Source organism: uncultured Haliea sp., assembly GCF_963973825.1.
Lineage (GTDB): Bacteria > Pseudomonadota > Gammaproteobacteria > Pseudomonadales > Halieaceae > Haliea.
The window spans coordinates 235,161-252,221 of the sequence record NZ_CAXBAE010000003.1 but is presented as its reverse complement, the minus strand read 5'-3'; the positions used below and the strand labels follow the sequence as shown (position 1 = coordinate 252,221).

Genomic DNA, 17,061 nt, shown 5'->3' with positions numbered 1-17,061 from the left:
TCACCGATAACTGGCGAAACCGAACGCCGCTCGGTAACCGAACAGCGCCTGGCTGCCGCCGGTGTGCAGGAATACCACGTTGTCGTCCGGGTGGTAGCGCCCCTGGCGCACCTGGTCGATCAGCCCGGCCATCCCCTTGCCGGTGTACACCGGGTCCAGCAGGATGCCCTCCAGCTCGGCGAGCAGCGCGATGGCCTCCAGCGTACCCCGGGTGGGAATACCGTAGCCCTCGCCCACGTAGCTGCAATTCACCTGTACATCCTGCGCCGTGGCGATTGCCCCCAACCCCATCAGTGCGCTTGTCTCGTTGGCGAGAGCCAGCACGTTGCGGTGCTGCACCGCATCCGGCGCCCGCACGCCAATGCCCAGTACCGGAATGCCGCTGCGGGTGGCGACCATGCCCGCTACCAGTCCCGCCTGGGTGCCCGCGCTGCCCGTGGCGTGCACCAGCTCACGCACCCGTAAACCGCGGTCGTTGGCCTGTACCAGCAATTCCAGAGCGGCATTGGCGTAGCCCAGGGCACCCACCGCGTTGGAGCCACCGCCCGGTATCACGTAAGGGCGTGCTCCCTGCGCCTGCAGGCGCTGCGCCTCGGCGGCCATGGCGGCATTCATGTCGGTGCCTCCCGGGTGCAGGGAAAGCCTCGCGGCAAACAACTCGTTCAACAGCACGTTGCCGTTGTAGTTGTAATCGGGGTCCTCACTGGCCGTGCGATCCTCGAGCAGCAGGTGGCAGGCCATGCCCAGCCGGGCAGCGACCGCCGCCGTCTGGCGCGCATGGTTGGACTGGGTGGCGCCCTGTGTAATGACTGTGTCCGCGCCCCGGGCACGGGCGTCCGCCAGCAGGAATTCCAGCTTGCGCGTCTTGTTGCCACCGCCGGCGAGCCCTGTGCAATCATCGCGTTTGATCCACAGGCGCGGCCCTCCCAGGTGAGCACTCAGGCGCTCCAGCGGCTCCAGGGGGGTGGGGAGGTGCGCGAAATGCAGGCGCGGAAAGCGGGACAGGTGCATGGGGACGGTATCCTTGTGTGAAACGGGGGGAGATCATAACCAGCCTGTCGCGCGCCCGCCATGCCGCAGAATTATCTGTACCAATGACCATTTCTCTGGCGCACACGCGGTGACAATCCGCGGCATTCTGCTACGCTTGAACGCGAACAGAACTTCGACAGACTCTCACTTCCGGATAACAGGATTCCCGCATGTCTCAGCCCATATTGCAATCACACCTGACACTTGCCGCGCTGCTCGTGCTGTCGGTCAACGCCGCCGCCCAGGGCAACGCGGGCATGCTCGAGGAGGTCGTGGTGACCGCGCAAAAGCGCACCGAGAGCCTCACCGATGTGCCCATCTCGATTGCCGTAATGGGCAGCGAGGCACTGCAGAAAACCGGGGTTCGACAGGTGCGCGAGCTGGCCGAATTCATCCCCAACATGAGCATCTCCGGCGGCAACGACAGCTCTACCGCTGTGCGCATCCGCGGCGTCGGTGCAAACACCCGCAACATCGGCTTCGACACGCGCGCCGGGGTCTATGTCGACGGCGTGTACATGGGCCAGTCTCCCGCCCAGAACATCGATATCCTCGACCTGGAACGGGTGGAGGTGGCGCGTGGACCGCAGGGCACACTGTTCGGCAAAAACACGGTGGCAGGCGCCATCAGCATGATCACCAAGAAGCCGACCCAGGAACAGGAACTGCTGGTGACCGGGGAGATGGGCAACTACGACTCCTACCGCGTGTCCGCGATCGCCAACCTGCCGCTGGGCGAGAATGCGGCGGCGCGGTTCTCGGTGGTTGACCACAACCGCGATGGCTTCATCAGCAACGTGACCACGGGCACCCGCCACAACGAGCGCGACGGCACTGCCGTACGCGGCCAGTTCGCCTTCGGCGGCGAGCACTACGACGTGAATATTGCCGGCGACTACCTGGAGTCTGAGCGCGTTTCGTTCTGGGGTACGGCCATCTCCGACTGGTCCGGCAGCGTTCCCAACACGGCATCGCCGGGAGCGTTCAATATCGACAACAATGTCGACAATCATGAGGAGCGGGAAATCTGGGGGGTCTCCGCCACCGTCAACGTCGATCTCGGCAGCGACTATCGCCTGACCTCCATTACCGCCTACCGGGACACCTGGGTCGATCGCGGGCAGGACACCGACCACTCCTTCCTCAACCTGCTGCGGGTGGAATACCCCGACGCCTATGAGCAAACCACGCAGGAGTTCCAGATCTTCTCCCCCGACAGCGGACGCCTGAAGTATGTTGCCGGCCTGTACCTGTATGACGAACAGGCCAGCTCCTCACGCCGGGCCATTATCGGCGATGAAATCGGTATCGTTTTCCAGGGCCTGGCGCCGCCGCTGGCGCCGTTCGGCGCGCAGTTTGACGGCGCCGGAGTGGGCACCTTCGCCGATGTCGACACGCGCAGCTATGCGGCCTACCTGAACGGCACCTACGATCTCACTGAGCGCCTGACCCTGGGCTTCGGTCTGCGCTACACGGAAGAGACCCGGGAAGTAGACTTCGACCTGATCGGCGACATCGTGGACCTCGGCTTCCTGCAGGTTCCGGGCGCCGCCATCTTCGGCGTCGCGGTGGGCCCGGTGGTCGGCAACCAGACCGTCGCCAACTTCACCGATGAAAACGACTACGACGACCTGTCGCCGATGATCAGCCTGAGCTATGCGCTCGGTGAGGATTCCAACCTCTATGTGAAATACTCCGAGGCGTTCAAGAGCGGCGGCTACAACGTCGACTTTGTCACCACCAGCGCCCTCACCGACGGCATCGATTTTGACCAGGAAACCGTCGAAGCCTGGGAGATCGGCCTGAAGGGCACCGCGCTGGAAAACCGCCTGCGCTACAACCTGGTGGCCTTCCAGATGGATTTCGAGGACTACCAGCTGAACCAGTTCGTGCAGCTCGACAACAATACCTCGGCGATCACCATTCGCAACGCCGCCGAAGTGCGCTCACGGGGTGTGGAAGCGGAACTCACCTACTTCCCCGGCAACAGCCTCATGTTGCAGGGCGCCCTCGGCTACAACGACGCCGAGTTCGAGTCCTTCCCGGGCGGTGCCAGCGTACGCAACCCCGCGGGCCTGGGCACGGACCTCGCGGGCAACAAGCTGCCGGACGCGCCGGAGCTGACTGCGGCCTTCGCCATTCAGCACAACCTGCCCCTGCCTGATCTGGGCGCCGAGTTCGTGACCCGCGTTGACTGGACCTACACCGACAGTTTCTATGCTACCGAGGACAACGTGTCGTTCGCACGCCCGGGCAGCAGCCTGGTGTGGGGAGAAATCGACAGTTACTCACTGCTGAACGGCCGCATCGGTATCGAGGCGGAGACCTGGTCGGTGTTCCTGTGGAGCCGCAATATGCTGGACGAAGGGTATGAGGAAACCTGGACCTCCGATTTCCTGGGTACGGTAGGCCGCTTCCCGGGCGACCCGCGCACCGTTGGTGTTGAGGTCTCCTACCGCTTCCTGTAAGCGCCGCGGGGCAGGGTCACTCCTGCCCCTTGCCTCCGCCGGAGGGCTCCAGGATCCGCACCACCGCTGCCGGTGTTTCCACCCGCCGCGCCGCGGGGCGGCTGACCCGGGTGGGCGGCTCGGCAACCAGCCCGTCTTTGGGCCGCGGGTCGCTGAATCCACAGGCAACACATTCCCGCAGATCGCTCTCGCGGTCCACCACGATGGTATCCATTGCGCTGCACCGCGGGCACACGGCTCCGGCAATAAAGCGCCTGTTCTGGGCTGGTGTCGACATACACACTTCCGGGCCAGCATCGGCTGGCAGGCTGCTGAAACAGCCGCTATTGTAGCAGGATCAAACAAGGAGTCTGTTATGCGCCACTACACCGCGACCAGCCTGCGCAGCTTTGGCGGCCACACCCCTTCCCTGGGACAGCGTGTGCTGATCGACCCCAGTGCCGTGGTTCTGGGGGACGTCGAGCTGGGTGACGACGTCTCCGTCTGGCCGCAGGCGGTAATCCGCGGCGACATGCACCGCATTCGCATCGGCGCGCGCACCAGCGTGCAGGATGGCAGCGTGCTGCATATCACCCATGCCGGGCCCTACAACCCCGACGGCTGGCCGCTACTGATCGGCAGCGACGTGACCATAGGGCACAACGCCACATTGCACGGCTGCACCGTGGGCAACCGGGTGCTGGTGGGCATGGGTGCCACTATCATGGATGGCGCCGTGGTTGAGGACGCGGTCGTCATCGGCGCCTGCGCGCTGGTTACGCCGGGCAAGACCCTGCGCAGCGGCTACCTGTATGCGGGCAGCCCGGCGCGCGAGATGCGACCCCTGAGCGAGAAGGAGCTCGACTACTTCAGCTACAGCGCCGCCAACTACGTGCGCCTCAAGGACCAGCATCTGGCCGAGCTGGAGCGGTAATGACCGCGCTGCGAGGTCAGGCCGCTGCCAGCAGATGCCTCATCCGCGCAATCACCGGCTGCGTCGCCGGGCGCACCTGGCGCCAGCGATAAAACGATTCTGCCGCCTGCTCCACCAGCATGCCCAGCCCGTCCGCGACGGCCCAGGCCGTGTTTTGTGCCGCCCAGCGCATGAAGGGTGTGGGTTCGGCGCCGTACAGCATGTCGTAGCAGCAGCTGCGCACCGTGAGCTGAATCTCCGGCAGGGCGGGCATCTCCCCGGACAGACCGGCGCTGGTCGCATTGATCAGCACATCCACCTCCAGCCCCTCCAGCAGCTCAAGGCCGCCACCACGCACCGGGCCAAGGGTCGCAAAGGCCTCCGCCAGCTCCTCCGCCCGCGCCGCGGTGCGGTTGGCGATCAGCAGGGCGGCGGGACGCTCACTCAGCAGCGGCTCCAGTACACCGCGCACCGCGCCGCCGGCACCGATGATGGCCACGCGGCGCCCCTGCAGTTGCCAGCCGAGATTCGCCACCATGTCACGCACCAGGCCAATGCCATCGGTGGTGTCGCCGGCAATGGTGCCATCCGCGCCAGCGCTCAGTGTGTTCACCGCACCGGCTCGCCGCGCCCGTGCGGTGAGGGTATCGGCAAAGGCGCAGGCTTCCTGCTTGAACGGCACCGTGACATTCAGCCCCTTGCCGCCGCTGGCGAAGAAACAGCGGGCCGATCGGGCAAAGTCGTCCAGCTCCACGCGCACGGCTCGGTACTGCAGGTGTTGCCCGCACTGCTCCGCGAACGCCGCATGGATTGCCGGCGACTTGCTGTGCTTGATGGGGTTGCCAAAAACGGCGTATTTGTCTGGCTGCGCAGTCATGAGCGGTCTGTCCAACAGGGGGGCGGGTGAGCCGGCCGGGCCTTATTCACCCAGCCAGTCCCGGTGCTGCAGGTAATAATCCGTCAGCTCCGCTTCCGCAGAACCGGGCTCGGGCTGGTAGTTGTACTCCCAGCGCACCAGCGGGGGCAGCGACATCAGAATCGCCTCGGTGCGCCCGTCCGACTGCAGGCCAAACAGCGTGCCGCGGTCGAACACCAGGTTGAATTCCACGTAGCGGCCGCGCCGATAAAGCTGGAACTGGCGCTCACGTTCGCCCCAGGGCTGGTTCTTGCGGCGCTGCACGATCGGCAGGTAGGCGGGCAGGTAGGAATCTCCCACGGCGCGCATGAAGCCAAAACAGCGCTCGAACCCGCCCTCATTGAGGTCGTCGTAGAACAGCCCCCCCACGCCTCGGGGCTCACGTCGGTGTTTCAGGTAAAAGTACTCATCACACCAGCGCTTGTAACGGGGATAGACCTCCTCGCCAAAGGGGGCGCAGGCCTCTGCAGCGACCTGGTGCCAGTGCCGGCAGTCTTCGCGATTGCCGTAATAGGGTGTCAGGTCATAGCCGCCGCCGAACCACCAGACCGGCTCCGCGCCGTCCTTTTCTGCCACGAACATGCGGACGTTGGCGTGGGATGTCGGCACGTAGGGGTTTCGGGGGTGGATCACCAGGGAAACGCCCATCGCCTGGTAGCTGCGTCCGGCGAGCTCCGGCCGGGCCGCTGTCGCCGAGGGCGGCAGATGTTCACCCATCACGTGGGAAAAGTTGACGCCGGCTTTCTCGAACACGGCGCCATCCGCCAGTACGCGGCTGCGGCCACCACCCCCTTCGGCGCGCTGCCACTCATCGACTATGAAGTCTCCGCCTCCGTCCTCCAGCGCCAGCGCTTCACAAATGCGCTGCTGTAATGCCAGCAGGTAGGTTTTGACGTCTTCGGCGTGCATGGCAGTGGAGTCCTCACATTCAGCGCCGGCCATTATACGCATGCCGCCGGCAGGCTTGCACCGGCGGGGACCCGAATCAGGAGCGCAGCACCCTGTCGGTTTGCAGGTCGCGAATCACCGAGGGCCGCAATGCGCCTCCGAGCGGACCGGGCAGAATCCCGTCCAGCATGCCGCGGAAATAGCGGTGCACCTGAAACAGCGACTGCGCCGGCCGACTGCCGCCCGGGTTGGCCGAGGTCGACACCAGCGGCCCTCCCCAGGCGGAACACAGGGCAACCATGCCGGGATGGGCGGTAACCCTCACCGCCACCGTGTCCCGGCCCCCGTGCACCCAGGCTGGCACCCGTCCGTGATGCGGAATCAGCCAGGTGGTGGGGCCCGGCCAGGACAGTGCCAGCTTCTGCCGCTGCGCCTCACTCAATTCCGCCAGCAGCGCGGCTATCTGCCCGGTGTTCGCGGCAACCAGAATCAGCCCCTTTTCCACCGGGCGCTCCTTGATCTGCAACAGCCGGGCGACCGCCTGCGGGTCGCCGGGATCACAACTGAGGCCCCAGACCGCCTCCGTGGGACAGGCAATCACCCCGCCGTCGGCCAGGGCACGCACGGCGGCTTTCAGTTGCAGGGCAGATGGCATGCAGGGCACTCCTCGTGAGGCTGGGCGCGGGCAGAGCCGGCCACGACACCGCGGCTGGCGGGTCGCGGCTGCGGCCGAGCACACAGCGGAGCGGGGAATTTAACCACTCTCCCGGGGCGTGGCAAGCCCGGCCTCCGTGCACAGGTAGCGGCCCGCTTCGCGCAGTACAAGGCCTCGGGCTTCCAGCAGCGACAAGGCCGACAGCACCTCGGGCAGCGGGCGGCCCGCGGCCGCGACCAGGGTATCGACATCCACGGCCGTAGCGCCCATCAAGGCCAGCAGCCAGTGCGCCGGCGCCGTCTCTGCCGCCAGCGCTGCGGTGCGCGGCGGCCGCTGGCGGGTGTACAGAGGCCCCAGGTTGTCGAGAACATCGTCAATGGCTTCCACCAGCACCGCACCGTCCCGCAAGAGCTGCAGGCAGCCACGGCCGCCAACGTGACCGGGGAACCAGGGCAGGGCGAACACTTCCCGCCCCTGCTCCAGAGCGGTGCCGGCCGTGATCAGGGAGCCACTGGGCAGGGCTGCCTCTACCACCAGCACGCCGAGGGACAGGCCGCTGATGATGCGGTTGCGGGCCGGGAAGTGCCCCGGGAGCGGCGGGGTCATGGGCGGGAACTCGGTTACCAGGCAACCCGCATCGAGCAGCTCGGAGGCCAGCGCGGCGTGGCGCCGCGGATAAACCGAGTCGATACCTGTGGCCATCACGGCAACCGATGCGCCCCCGGCCTGCAGGGCGCCGCGGTGGGCCGCGGCGTCGATACCCAGCGCAAGACCGCTGGTCACCACGAGACCGGCGTCGACGGCCTCGGCGGCCAACCCGGTCGCGGCACGCAAGCCGATGGCGCTGGCCCTGCGGCTGCCAACCACCGCGAGCTGGGGCGCGCACAGCGCCGCCGGGTGGCCGCGGGCGTAAAGGAAGGGGGGTGGATCGCTGGTCGTCGCCAGCAGTGGCGGATAACCCGGCTGACCCAGCACCAGAACCTGTGCGCCAGCGGCGCGCAGCCGATCGAGCTGGGCCGTTATGTCGACGGCAGCCTGCGGGTGACGACCAAGGCGTCGGGCAAGCGCAAGATCCTGCGCCGCTGCCGCTGTGGCGCCGGCCGCCAGCAGATCCTCTGGCCCGGCCTGCAGCAGCGCCTGAGGCGAATTGAAATGCGCGAGGAGGTGCCTGAGCTGGCGACTCTTGAGCCGCGGAAGACTGTGCAGCAACAGGCACAGCCGAGTGTGATCGGTATCCATACATCATCCTTGACGTAATCGCCGTTAAACGGGGTACTGCCTGGCGGCGGCCAATCCGTGGCCGCCGTGCTTACTTCAGGGGTTTTTCACCTTGTCGAGGACCTTCAGCGGCCGGTTGGCGCGCAGCACCAACGCGTAGCTCGCTTTCTCGAACACTTCGAAGACCATCAACAACCCGGCGCGGGTGTCGGGCAGGGCAACGTTCTGCCGTGCCACCTCGTCGAACACCAGGCCACCGGCCTGGTAGATCGCCAGCACGTGGCCGACCTCGAGGCCCTCGCGCTCACCGCGGTTCAGCACCACGATATCGCCCTGGCCAATCTGGCTGACGCCACCATCCACCGCAATCATGAAGCCGTCATCGACCTGCACACCCGGAGCGCGCGGCTGGAAGGTGGCATCCAGCACCCGCTCGCGTTGCGGCAGCAGCCGGTCGGCGATACGCACTTCTTCTGTAACGCGGGTGACCGTGAGCTCGGTCACCTCGTCGAGGTTGCTGCTGACCAGGCGGGCGTTGCCGATATCCACCGCCTGGTAACCCAGCAACTCACCCGTCACCGGATCGCTGTAGGTGTCACCGGCGCGGAATATGCCGTAGGTGCGCTCACCGTCGGGGAAGGGGCCGCGGCCGTAGACGCGGTCACCGGGCGCCGCAATCAGACGACCCTGGTCGCCGGCCACAACATAGGCCGAGTTGTTCAGGGCATCCGCATCGAGAATCAGGTGGCGCTTCAGGAACGCACCGATTTCATCCAGGGGAATCACAGGAATCGCCAGATCCAGGGGACTGACGCGCATGCCCGGATCCAGCTTCACATCGCGGCCACGGCGCAACTGCAGACGCGGCTCACCATTCACCCAGGTCAGGTAGAGCTCGTCACCGGGGTAGATCAGGTGCGGGTTATCGATCTGCGGATTGACGTCCCACAGCTCCGGCCAGCGCCAGGGCTGGCGCAGGTACATCCCCGAGATGCCCCACAGCGTGTCGCCGCGCTTGACCACATAAACATCGGGCACATCCTCATTCAGCTCGACCGCAGCGCCTGCCAGGGCGCCAAAGAACAGGCTCCCGAGCAATACGAGGCACACTGTAAAAGACTTCGCTCTCATGATTTGTCCAGCCCGTCCCTGTTATCATCTGCCTGCCGCAGCCTCAGGCAGGTTTTCCCCATGTCCCCCCGCCAGCGTGCGAAGCGCCCCTACACGACACTGGGCACCGCCTTGCCAGCAGCGATATACTAGGCACAGTTTGCGGCGGGCATGGGTCCGTGGCAAGCCCAAATGTGACTAATTCACCATTGCTCGGTTGAGCTCCGAAGGCAGCTAACTCCATGGCAGTACTCGACATTCTCGAATTTCCGGACCCGCGGCTGCGCACCCGGGCGGAGCCCGTCGCGGCGGTTACCGACGCCACGCGCGCACTGGTTGATGACCTTTTTGAGACCATGTACGCCGCACCGGGCATCGGTCTGGCGGCGACGCAGGTGAATGTCCACCAGCGCGTGCTGGTCATTGATGTCAGCCAGGATCGCAGTGAGCCCCTGGTGTTCATCAATCCGGAAGTGACCGTGCTGAATCCCGAACTGGGCGAATACGATGAGGGCTGCCTGTCGGTGCCGGGGTTCTATGAGACGGTGCAGCGCCCCCGGCGCATTTCGGTGACGGCCCTGGATCGCAACGGCGACGCCTTTTCACGGGAGCTGGACGGGCTGCTTGCCGTGTGCCTGCAGCACGAGATCGACCACCTTGATGGCAAACTGTTCGTGGATTACATCTCGCCGGTGAAACGCCAGCGCATTCGCAAGAAACTGCAGAAAGAACAGCGGCGCCAGGCCTGACATGGCCAACGCACCCTTGCGGGTCCTCTTCGCCGGCACACCGGATTTCGCCGCCCACCACCTGCAGGCGCTGCTGGACAGCCCCCACCAGGTGGTCGGCGTGTACACACAACCCGATCGGCCGGCGGGCCGCGGCAAGAAGCTGCAGGCCAGTCCGGTGAAGCAGCTGGCACTGCAGGCCGGGCTGCCGCTGCGCCAGCCGGTCAGCCTGCGCACACCTGAAACGCAGGCCGAGCTGGCCGCTTTTGCCGCCGACGTCATGGTGGTGGTGGCCTACGGCCTGATCCTGCCGCAGGTGATACTCGATGCGCCCCGCTGGGGCTGCCTCAATGTGCACGCGTCACTGCTGCCGCGCTGGCGCGGCGCGGCGCCCATCCAGCGGGCCATCCAGGCCGGCGACACCGAGAGCGGCGTCACCATCATGCAGATGGATGCCGGGCTGGATACCGGTGCCATGCTGGCGACCGCGCGCTGCCCCATCGACAGTGCCACCAGCGCTGCCGTTCTGCATGACCGGCTTGCCGAGCTCGGCCCTCCTCTGCTGCTGCAGGTGCTCAACGATCTGCCGGGTTATCTGCAGGCGGGTGTCGCCCAGGACGACAGCCTCGCCACCTACGCGCGTAAAATTGAAAAGGCCGAGGGCGCACTCGATTGGCGGCAATCCGCAGCCGAGCTGGCGCGCCAGGTCGCAGCCTTCAACCCCTTTCCCGTCTGCTTTGCTGTGCTCAACGGCGAGCGTGTGCGCATCTGGACGGCCAGTGCCGTCTCCGAGGCCACCCACGCCGCCCCCGGCACGATACTCAGCGCCGATCGTGAAGGGGTACAGGTGGCCTGCGGCAACGGCAGCCTGCGGCTCCTTACCCTGCAACTGCCCGGCGGCCGCGCGCTGCCTGCGGCTGACCTGCTGAACGCACAGAGCGCGCAGTTTGCACCCGGGGCCTGTTTCCAGCCGGCAGCGGAAGCGGCGACGTCCTGATGACCACAGATACCCGGGCCGCGGCGGCGCAGGCTATCGCCGGCGTACTGCAGGGCGGGTCGCTGAATGCGCTGCTCCCCGCCGCACTGGAGACGGTCAGCAGCCGCGACCGGGGCCTGCTGCAACAGCTCTGCTACGGCACCCTGAGACTGTACCCGCGGCTCTACCCGCAGCTGCAGGCGCTGCTGGACAAGCCCCTGCGCAGCAAGGACAGCGACATCGAGGCACTGCTGCTGCTCGGGCTGTACCAACTGGAAGACACGCGAATCCCCGACCACGCTGCCGTTGCCGCCAGTGTCGGCGCCACGCGGGCGCTGAAAAAGGACTGGGCGCGCGGCCTCTGCAACGCTGTACTGCGACGCTTCCTGCGGGAACGCACCGCGCTGGCCGAGACGCTTGGTCCGGCAGCGCGCTGCGCGCACCCTCAATGGTTGTACGACGCCTTGCAGACCGACTGGCCGGAAGACGCCGAGGCCCTGCTGCAGGCCAATAACGCACAGCCGCCGATGGTGCTGCGGGTGAACGCACAGCGCGCCTCCCGCGAACAGTACCTGCAACGTCTGGCCGATGCGGGCATGCCGGCGCAGGCCGGGGCCCTGGCGCCGGAGGCCATCTACCTCGAGGCCCCCGCGGACGTCGCTCTGCTGCCGGGCTTTGCCGAGGGCCTGGCCAGCGTGCAGGATGAGGCCGCACAGGTGGCGGCGCTGCTGCTTGCGCCGGGTCCCGGCGCGCGGGTGCTGGATGCCTGCGCAGCACCCGGCGGCAAGGCCTGCCATCTGCTGGAGCGACACCCGGACATCGCGCTCACCGCCATGGATGTCGATGAAGCGCGCTTGCAGCGCGTGCGCGATAACCTGCAGCGGCTGCAGCTGCACGCCACGGTGCTCTGCGGCGATGCGGCCCGCCCCCCGGCCCTGCTGCCCGCTGAGCAGTTTCACCACATCCTGGTCGATGCGCCCTGTTCTGCCAGCGGCGTGATCCGTCGCCATCCCGATGTCAAGCTGCTGCGCCGCCCCGAGGACATTCCTGCACTGGCCGCGCAGCAGGGTGCGATCCTCGATGGTCTGTGGCCCCTGCTGGCACCCGGCGGCACGCTGCTGTACGTCACCTGCTCGGTGCTGGAGGCGGAGAACAGTGGTGTCATCGCCGCCTTCCTCGCGCGCAGGGAAGACGCCGAATCGCTGCCACTGAACGTCGGCACGCCCAGGGCGGCAGGCAACCAGATCCTGCCTCGCCCCGGCGGCCCGGACGGCCTGTTTTTCAGCCTGCTGCGGCGGCGCGCGAAAAGCCCGGCCTAGAGTGCAGTATTACAACCCCTGCACCCTTACATTTTGCGGGCCTTTTCATTAAGGTGGCGGGAATTTCAGGGGGGTCGCCCCAACCATGAAGATCATCATACTGGGTGCGGGTCAGGTAGGCGGAACACTCGCCGAGCACCTGGCAAACGAACAGAACGACATCACCGTCGTCGACACCGATGCCGACCGCCTGCGCGAACTGCAGGACCGGCTGGACATCGGCACGGTCAGCGGCAGCGCTTCACACCCCGACACCCTGTACCAGGCGGGCGCCGATGACGCCGACATGCTGATCGCCGTGACCAACAGCGACGAAATCAACATGATGGCCTGCCAGATTGCCCACTCCCTGTTCAACACGCCCACCAAGATATCCCGGGTGCGCGCACCCAACTACCTCGCACACCAGGAAAAACTGTTTACACCGGACAATATCCCGGTGGACGTCATCATCGGGCCGGAGCAGCTGGTCACCAAGAACATTGTCGAACTGATCGCCAACCCGGGCGCCCTGCAGGTACTCGATTTCGCCGATGGCCGCATCCAGCTGGTGGCCGTGCGCGCCTTTCACGGCGGCCCCATCGTCGGCCATGAGCTGCAGGACATTCGCACGCACATGCCCAAGGTGGATACCCGTGTGGCCGCCATCTTCCGCCGCGACCGGGCCATTATCCCGGAGGGCGATACGGTGGTTGAGGTGGACGATGAAGTGTTTTTCATCGCTGCCCGCAAGGACATCCGCAAGGTCATGTCCGAGCTGCGCAAGATCGACAAGCCCTACCAGCGGGTGATGATCGCGGGCGGCGGCAACATCGGGGCAACGCTGGCGCAGAGTATCGAGCGCGACTACCAGGTGAAGGTCATCGAACAGTCGTACCCGCGCTGCCGGGTGCTCTCGGAGTCTTTGAAGCACGCGATCGTGCTGCACGGCAGCGCTTCCGAGCCCGGGTTGTTGACCAGCGAAAACATCGAGTCCACTGATGTGTTCTGCGCGCTGACCAACAACGATGAATCAAACATCATGATGTCCATGCTCGCCAAGCGCATGGGGGCGAAGAAAGTCATTACGCTGATCACCAATCCCGCCTATGCCGACCTCGTCGGGGACGAGATCGATATCGCCATTTCACCGCAGCAGATCACCATTGGCAGCCTGCTGACCCATGTGCGCCGCGGCGACATTTCCAATGTGCATTCCCTGCGTCGCGGCGCGGCGGAGGCGATTGAAGTCACGGCACGTGGCGACGCCTATTCCTCCCGGGTCGTCGGGCGCCGCCTGGAAGAGATCAATCTGCCGGAGGGCGTGACCATTGGCGCCATTGTGCGCGGCGACGAAGTGTTGATTGCCCACAGGCACGTGCTTGTGGAAGCGGATGACCACGTCGTGCTGTTCCTCACCGATCGCAGCCGCATCTCCGCCGTGGAGAAGCTGTTCGCGGTCGGTTTCGGCTTCTTTTCCTAGGCCTGTCGCGTGCACCTGAGCGTAACGCTGCGCATTCTGGGCCTGTTGCTGATGCTGTTCAGCAGCACCCTGCTGGTCCCCATGGGCGTGGCCCTGCTGGATGACGACCACACTGTCACCAGCTTTGCCAGCGCGCTGGCGCTGACCTTCACCGCAGGCCTGCTGAGCTGGCTGCCGGTACAGCATGTGCGCCATGAGCTGCGCATCCGCGACGGTTTTCTCGTCACGTCGCTGTTCTGGACCGTGCTGGGCCTGGCCGGCTCGCTGCCCTTCATGTTGACTGCGGGGCTGGAGCTGAGCGCCATGGATGCGATTTTCGAATCGATCTCCGGGCTGACCACGACCGGTGCGACGGTGATTACCGGCCTGGATGTGCTGCCACGCTCCATTCTCATCTACCGCCAGCTGCTGCAGTGGCTGGGCGGCATCGGGATCATCGTGATCGCCGTGGCGGTACTGCCCATGCTCGGCATCGGCGGCATGCAGCTGTACCGCGCCGAGATTCCGGGGCCGACCAAAGACCGCAAGCTGACACCGCGCATCGCGGAAACCGCCAAGGCGCTGTTTTTTGTCTACCTGGGCCTGACCGCTGTCTGCGCGCTGGCGTTCTGGGCGGCGGGAATGACCGGTTTTGACGCCGTTGCACACGCCTTTTCAACCGTGGCCATTGGCGGTTTTTCCACGCACGACGCCAGTATGGGCTATTTCGAGAGCAACACGATCCTGCTGATCTGCAGCCTGTTCATGGTGATTTCCGCGATGAATTTCGGCCTGCACTTCCTCTCCTGGCGTCGCCGCAGCCTCGCCGGCTACCGGCAGGACTCCGAGTCCCGCTTCTTCCTCGGCGTGTTGCTGATCGGCATCGCGGTCACCTGCAGCTACCTTATCCTGACCGATACCCTGCCGCTCAGCGAGAGCCTGGTGCACGGCCTGTTCCAGACCATCTCCATCACCACCACCACAGGCTTTGCCACCCAGGACTTCGCTGGCTGGCCCACATTCCTGCCGGTCATGCTCATCATGTTCTCCTTCATGGGTGGCTGCGTGGGCTCCACGGCCGGCGGTATCAAGGCCGTACGCCTGATGCTGATCGCGAAACAGGGTGTGCGTGAACTGAAGCAGCTGGTCCACCCGAAAGCGATCATCCCGCTGAAAATCGGCAAGCACCGGGTCGAGGCCTCCGTGGTCAGCGCGGTGTGGAGCTTCTTCGCGGTGTACATGTTTGTCTTTGTCACCATCATGCTCGCCCTGCTGGGCACCGGCATGGACTTCCTGACCGCGTTTTCTGCCGTAGCGGCATCGATCAACAACCTCGGGCCTGGCCTGGGTGAGGTCTCCGCCAATTACGCGAGCATCAGCCCCTTTGCGAAGGGGCTGCTCTGCCTCGCCATGCTGCTCGGCCGCCTGGAAATCTTTACCCTGCTGGTGCTGTTTACGCCCATGTTCTGGCGCCTGTGATAGTGCGCGGATACGGCGCCCGGGCTGCCCGGCTCAACCGAGGAAATTGAGCAGGCGCCGCAACAGCGCCAGGGCCAGGTAGAAGAAGCCCAGTGGCAGCAGAATCGACTTCAGCACCAGGGACATCAGCAGGTTGATGAGGCTCGCGGCGAAGTCACTGACCTGGTCTCCCAGCGCCGCTATGCGTTGCCGGATATCCAGCGCAGACAGGCCGCGGGCAGAGCCATCCGCCAGGTCACTGGCCGCGTTCAGCTCGCCGTGGAAACCCTGCACCGCCTGATACTGCACAGCCTCGTTGTCCTTGAGAAACACCGCGTCCACCCAGCTGTTGGCCAGCACCACCAGCGCCAGGGCGAAACGCAGTACCACCATCACCAGAAACAGCCGCGTGGCAATCGCCGCCTGACGCCGCGTACCCCACACGGCCGCCAGCATGCCCAGGACGCCCAGCGCCGTGAGAAGTATGTTGAAGCTGACATGGGACACCACAACCAGCAGGATTTTCTGCAGGGCGAGAGCACCCAGCGCAACCATCATCACCGCCGAGAAACGCTCGACAAGATCATTCACCGGGTCCAGCAGTTCACCGACGGTGAAGGTGAGCAGAAACGCATTGACCTCCGTCCCCTGCAATACCGATACCAGCGCATTGATGCCCCGGGCCGTGGCGTAGACTGCGCCAGAGCCGAGCAGTGCGGCGTCCAGATACTCGGTAGAGAGACGATCGAGAACACCGCTCCAGCCCACTGCACAGAGCACCGGTACCGCGAGCACCAACAGCCACTGCGATCGCGTCATGCTGCGGGCTCCCCGGGTGTCGGTACCGAGGCGGCGCTGACCTGTTGTGCCGCGGCGATCGAGCGCGCACGTGCGTGATCCTCGCCTGTGGGCTCCAGACCGTCCTGGTCTGCACCCCGAACCGGCGCCAACACCAGTTCGGTAAACAGCGCGAAGTGATCCGAGCCGAAGGGCGGCAGGCGACGCAAGCTGCGCAGGGTGAAATCATCACTGTGGAACAGGTGGTCCAGGGGCCAGCGCAGGAACGGATAGTGTGCGTGGAAGGTGTTGAACATGCCGCGTCCCACGCGCGGGTCCAGCAGGCCGCTGATAGCGCGGAACAGGCGGGTGGTCGGCGACCAGGCCACATCGTTGAGGTCTCCGGTGACCACTACCGGCAGCTGGCTGCCGGCAACGCTGCGCGCGACGATCACCAGCTCGGCATCGCGTTCGGCCGACTGCGGGTTTTCCGTGGGACTGGGCGGCGCGGGGTGCAGGAAATGCACCCGCACCCGGTCACCCGAGGGCAGCGTAAGCACCGCGTGCATCGAGGGCACATCGTCCTCGACCAGGAAATCGATACTCGCCTCATCCAGCGGCAGGCGGGAATACACGTGCATGCCGTAGAAGTTGTCCAGCGGGCACTTCAGGGCATGGGGCATGGCGGGCTGCAGCGCGTCCAGCTGATCCTGCCACCACTGGTCCGACTCCAGTGTGACCAGTACATCCGGTGCACAGTCCTGCACCAGCTGCAGGAGGGTGCGGGCGTCGCGGTTGGTGGTGAGCACGTTGGCGGTGAGGATGGACAGCCGACGTTCCTCCGGCGCATCGCTGAGTGCCGACTTCACCTCCCGCGGCCAGAGCGGTGTGTAGGGCAGAATCCACCACAGCTGCCACAGCAGGCAGGCGCCCGTCACCGAGAGCAGCGTCCAGCTCAGCGCACGGTCCGGCTGCAGCAGGAGGCTCTGTGCCACAAGCAGCAACAGCGCCGCGGTTGCCAGCAGCAGGCGCGGAAACTCCAGACCGCGCACCAGCCAATGGGGGTGACGCCACAGGGGGAGCAGCGTAACCAGGAGCAGCAGCAGGGTGGCAACGACAATCATCATGGGCAGGGTGGCGGTCTCGGGTCGCCCAGCGTAGCACAAGGGCCAGCGCAGCGCCG

The 17,061-nt window shown here is 65.7% G+C and carries 16 protein-coding genes; 7 read left to right on the top strand and 9 right to left on the bottom strand.

Annotated elements, in window-relative coordinates; translation table 11 throughout:
- Positions 1–1,011, bottom strand: coding sequence for a D-cysteine desulfhydrase (locus AACZ17_RS05915; RefSeq protein WP_290740978.1), 1,011 nt, complete (start codon positions 1,009–1,011; stop codon positions 1–3).
- Positions 1,012–1,202: 191 nt separating this feature from the next.
- On the opposite strand from AACZ17_RS05915, the gene AACZ17_RS05910 reads away from it, so the two are divergent.
- On the top strand, positions 1,203–3,500 hold the full coding sequence (locus AACZ17_RS05910) for a TonB-dependent receptor (RefSeq protein ID WP_290740975.1): 2,298 nt from the start codon (positions 1,203–1,205) through the stop codon (positions 3,498–3,500).
- Positions 3,501–3,516: 16 nt separating this feature from the next.
- Here AACZ17_RS05910 and AACZ17_RS05905 read toward each other — a convergent pair whose 3' ends face one another.
- Positions 3,517–3,777: a YheV family putative zinc ribbon protein gene (locus tag AACZ17_RS05905; RefSeq protein ID WP_290740972.1), complete on the bottom strand. Its 261-nt coding sequence runs from the start codon at positions 3,775–3,777 to the stop codon at positions 3,517–3,519.
- A gap of 78 nt (positions 3,778–3,855) precedes the next feature.
- On the opposite strand from AACZ17_RS05905, the gene AACZ17_RS05900 reads away from it, so the two are divergent.
- On the top strand, positions 3,856–4,413 hold the full coding sequence (locus AACZ17_RS05900) for a gamma carbonic anhydrase family protein (RefSeq protein WP_290740970.1): 558 nt from the start codon (positions 3,856–3,858) through the stop codon (positions 4,411–4,413).
- A 16-nt stretch (positions 4,414–4,429) separates the two neighbouring features.
- Here the strand turns inward: AACZ17_RS05900 and aroE are convergent, their stop codons facing one another.
- The 5 genes from aroE to AACZ17_RS05875 form a co-directional block, all read right to left on the bottom strand.
- Entirely contained in the window at positions 4,430–5,269 is an 840-nt protein-coding gene (gene aroE / locus AACZ17_RS05895) for a shikimate dehydrogenase (protein WP_290740968.1), read from the bottom strand.
- Positions 5,270–5,311: 42 nt separating this feature from the next.
- Positions 5,312–6,217, bottom strand: a complete 906-nt coding sequence (gene hemF, locus AACZ17_RS05890; RefSeq protein WP_290740966.1) for an oxygen-dependent coproporphyrinogen oxidase — start codon at positions 6,215–6,217, stop codon at positions 5,312–5,314.
- Positions 6,218–6,293: 76 nt separating this feature from the next.
- Complete coding sequence (locus tag AACZ17_RS05885) at positions 6,294–6,851, bottom strand: L-threonylcarbamoyladenylate synthase (RefSeq protein ID WP_290740964.1); 558 nt, start codon at positions 6,849–6,851, stop codon at positions 6,294–6,296.
- Between the two features lie 99 nt (positions 6,852–6,950).
- Entirely contained in the window at positions 6,951–8,090 is a 1,140-nt protein-coding gene (gene dprA, locus AACZ17_RS05880) for a DNA-processing protein DprA (RefSeq protein WP_290740962.1), read from the bottom strand.
- A 75-nt stretch (positions 8,091–8,165) separates the two neighbouring features.
- The gene (locus AACZ17_RS05875) at positions 8,166–9,200 is read right to left on the bottom strand and encodes a LysM domain-containing protein (protein ID WP_290740960.1); all 1,035 of its coding nucleotides are present in this window, start codon (positions 9,198–9,200) and stop codon (positions 8,166–8,168) included.
- 221 nt (positions 9,201–9,421) lie between these two features.
- Here AACZ17_RS05875 and def point away from each other — a divergent pair, with 221 nt between their 5' ends.
- The 5 genes from def (at position 9,422) to AACZ17_RS05850 (ending at position 15,122) form a co-directional block, all read left to right on the top strand.
- The gene (gene def, locus AACZ17_RS05870) at positions 9,422–9,928 is read left to right on the top strand and encodes a peptide deformylase (RefSeq protein WP_290740958.1); all 507 of its coding nucleotides are present in this window, start codon (positions 9,422–9,424) and stop codon (positions 9,926–9,928) included.
- Position 9,929: 1 nt separating this feature from the next.
- Positions 9,930–10,904, top strand: coding sequence for a methionyl-tRNA formyltransferase (fmt, locus tag AACZ17_RS05865; protein WP_290740956.1), 975 nt, complete (start codon positions 9,930–9,932; stop codon positions 10,902–10,904).
- Complete coding sequence (gene rsmB, locus AACZ17_RS05860) at positions 10,904–12,202, top strand: 16S rRNA (cytosine(967)-C(5))-methyltransferase RsmB (RefSeq protein WP_290740954.1); 1,299 nt, start codon at positions 10,904–10,906, stop codon at positions 12,200–12,202. The genes fmt and rsmB overlap by 1 nt, the downstream gene beginning before the upstream one ends.
- 85 nt (positions 12,203–12,287) lie before the next feature.
- Positions 12,288–13,664: a Trk system potassium transporter TrkA gene (gene trkA, locus AACZ17_RS05855; protein WP_290740952.1), complete on the top strand. Its 1,377-nt coding sequence runs from the start codon at positions 12,288–12,290 to the stop codon at positions 13,662–13,664.
- Between the two features lie 9 nt (positions 13,665–13,673).
- Positions 13,674–15,122: a TrkH family potassium uptake protein gene (locus AACZ17_RS05850; RefSeq protein WP_290740950.1), complete on the top strand. Its 1,449-nt coding sequence runs from the start codon at positions 13,674–13,676 to the stop codon at positions 15,120–15,122.
- Positions 15,123–15,155: 33 nt separating this feature from the next.
- Here the strand turns inward: AACZ17_RS05850 and AACZ17_RS05845 are convergent, their stop codons facing one another.
- Both AACZ17_RS05845 and AACZ17_RS05840 read right to left on the bottom strand, forming a co-directional pair.
- Positions 15,156–15,920, bottom strand: a complete 765-nt coding sequence (locus tag AACZ17_RS05845; RefSeq protein WP_290740948.1) for a hypothetical protein — start codon at positions 15,918–15,920, stop codon at positions 15,156–15,158.
- On the bottom strand, positions 15,917–17,005 hold the full coding sequence (locus AACZ17_RS05840) for an endonuclease/exonuclease/phosphatase family protein (protein ID WP_290740946.1): 1,089 nt from the start codon (positions 17,003–17,005) through the stop codon (positions 15,917–15,919). Before AACZ17_RS05840 ends, AACZ17_RS05845 begins: the two co-directional genes overlap by 4 nt.
- Positions 17,006–17,061 lie beyond the last annotated feature (56 nt).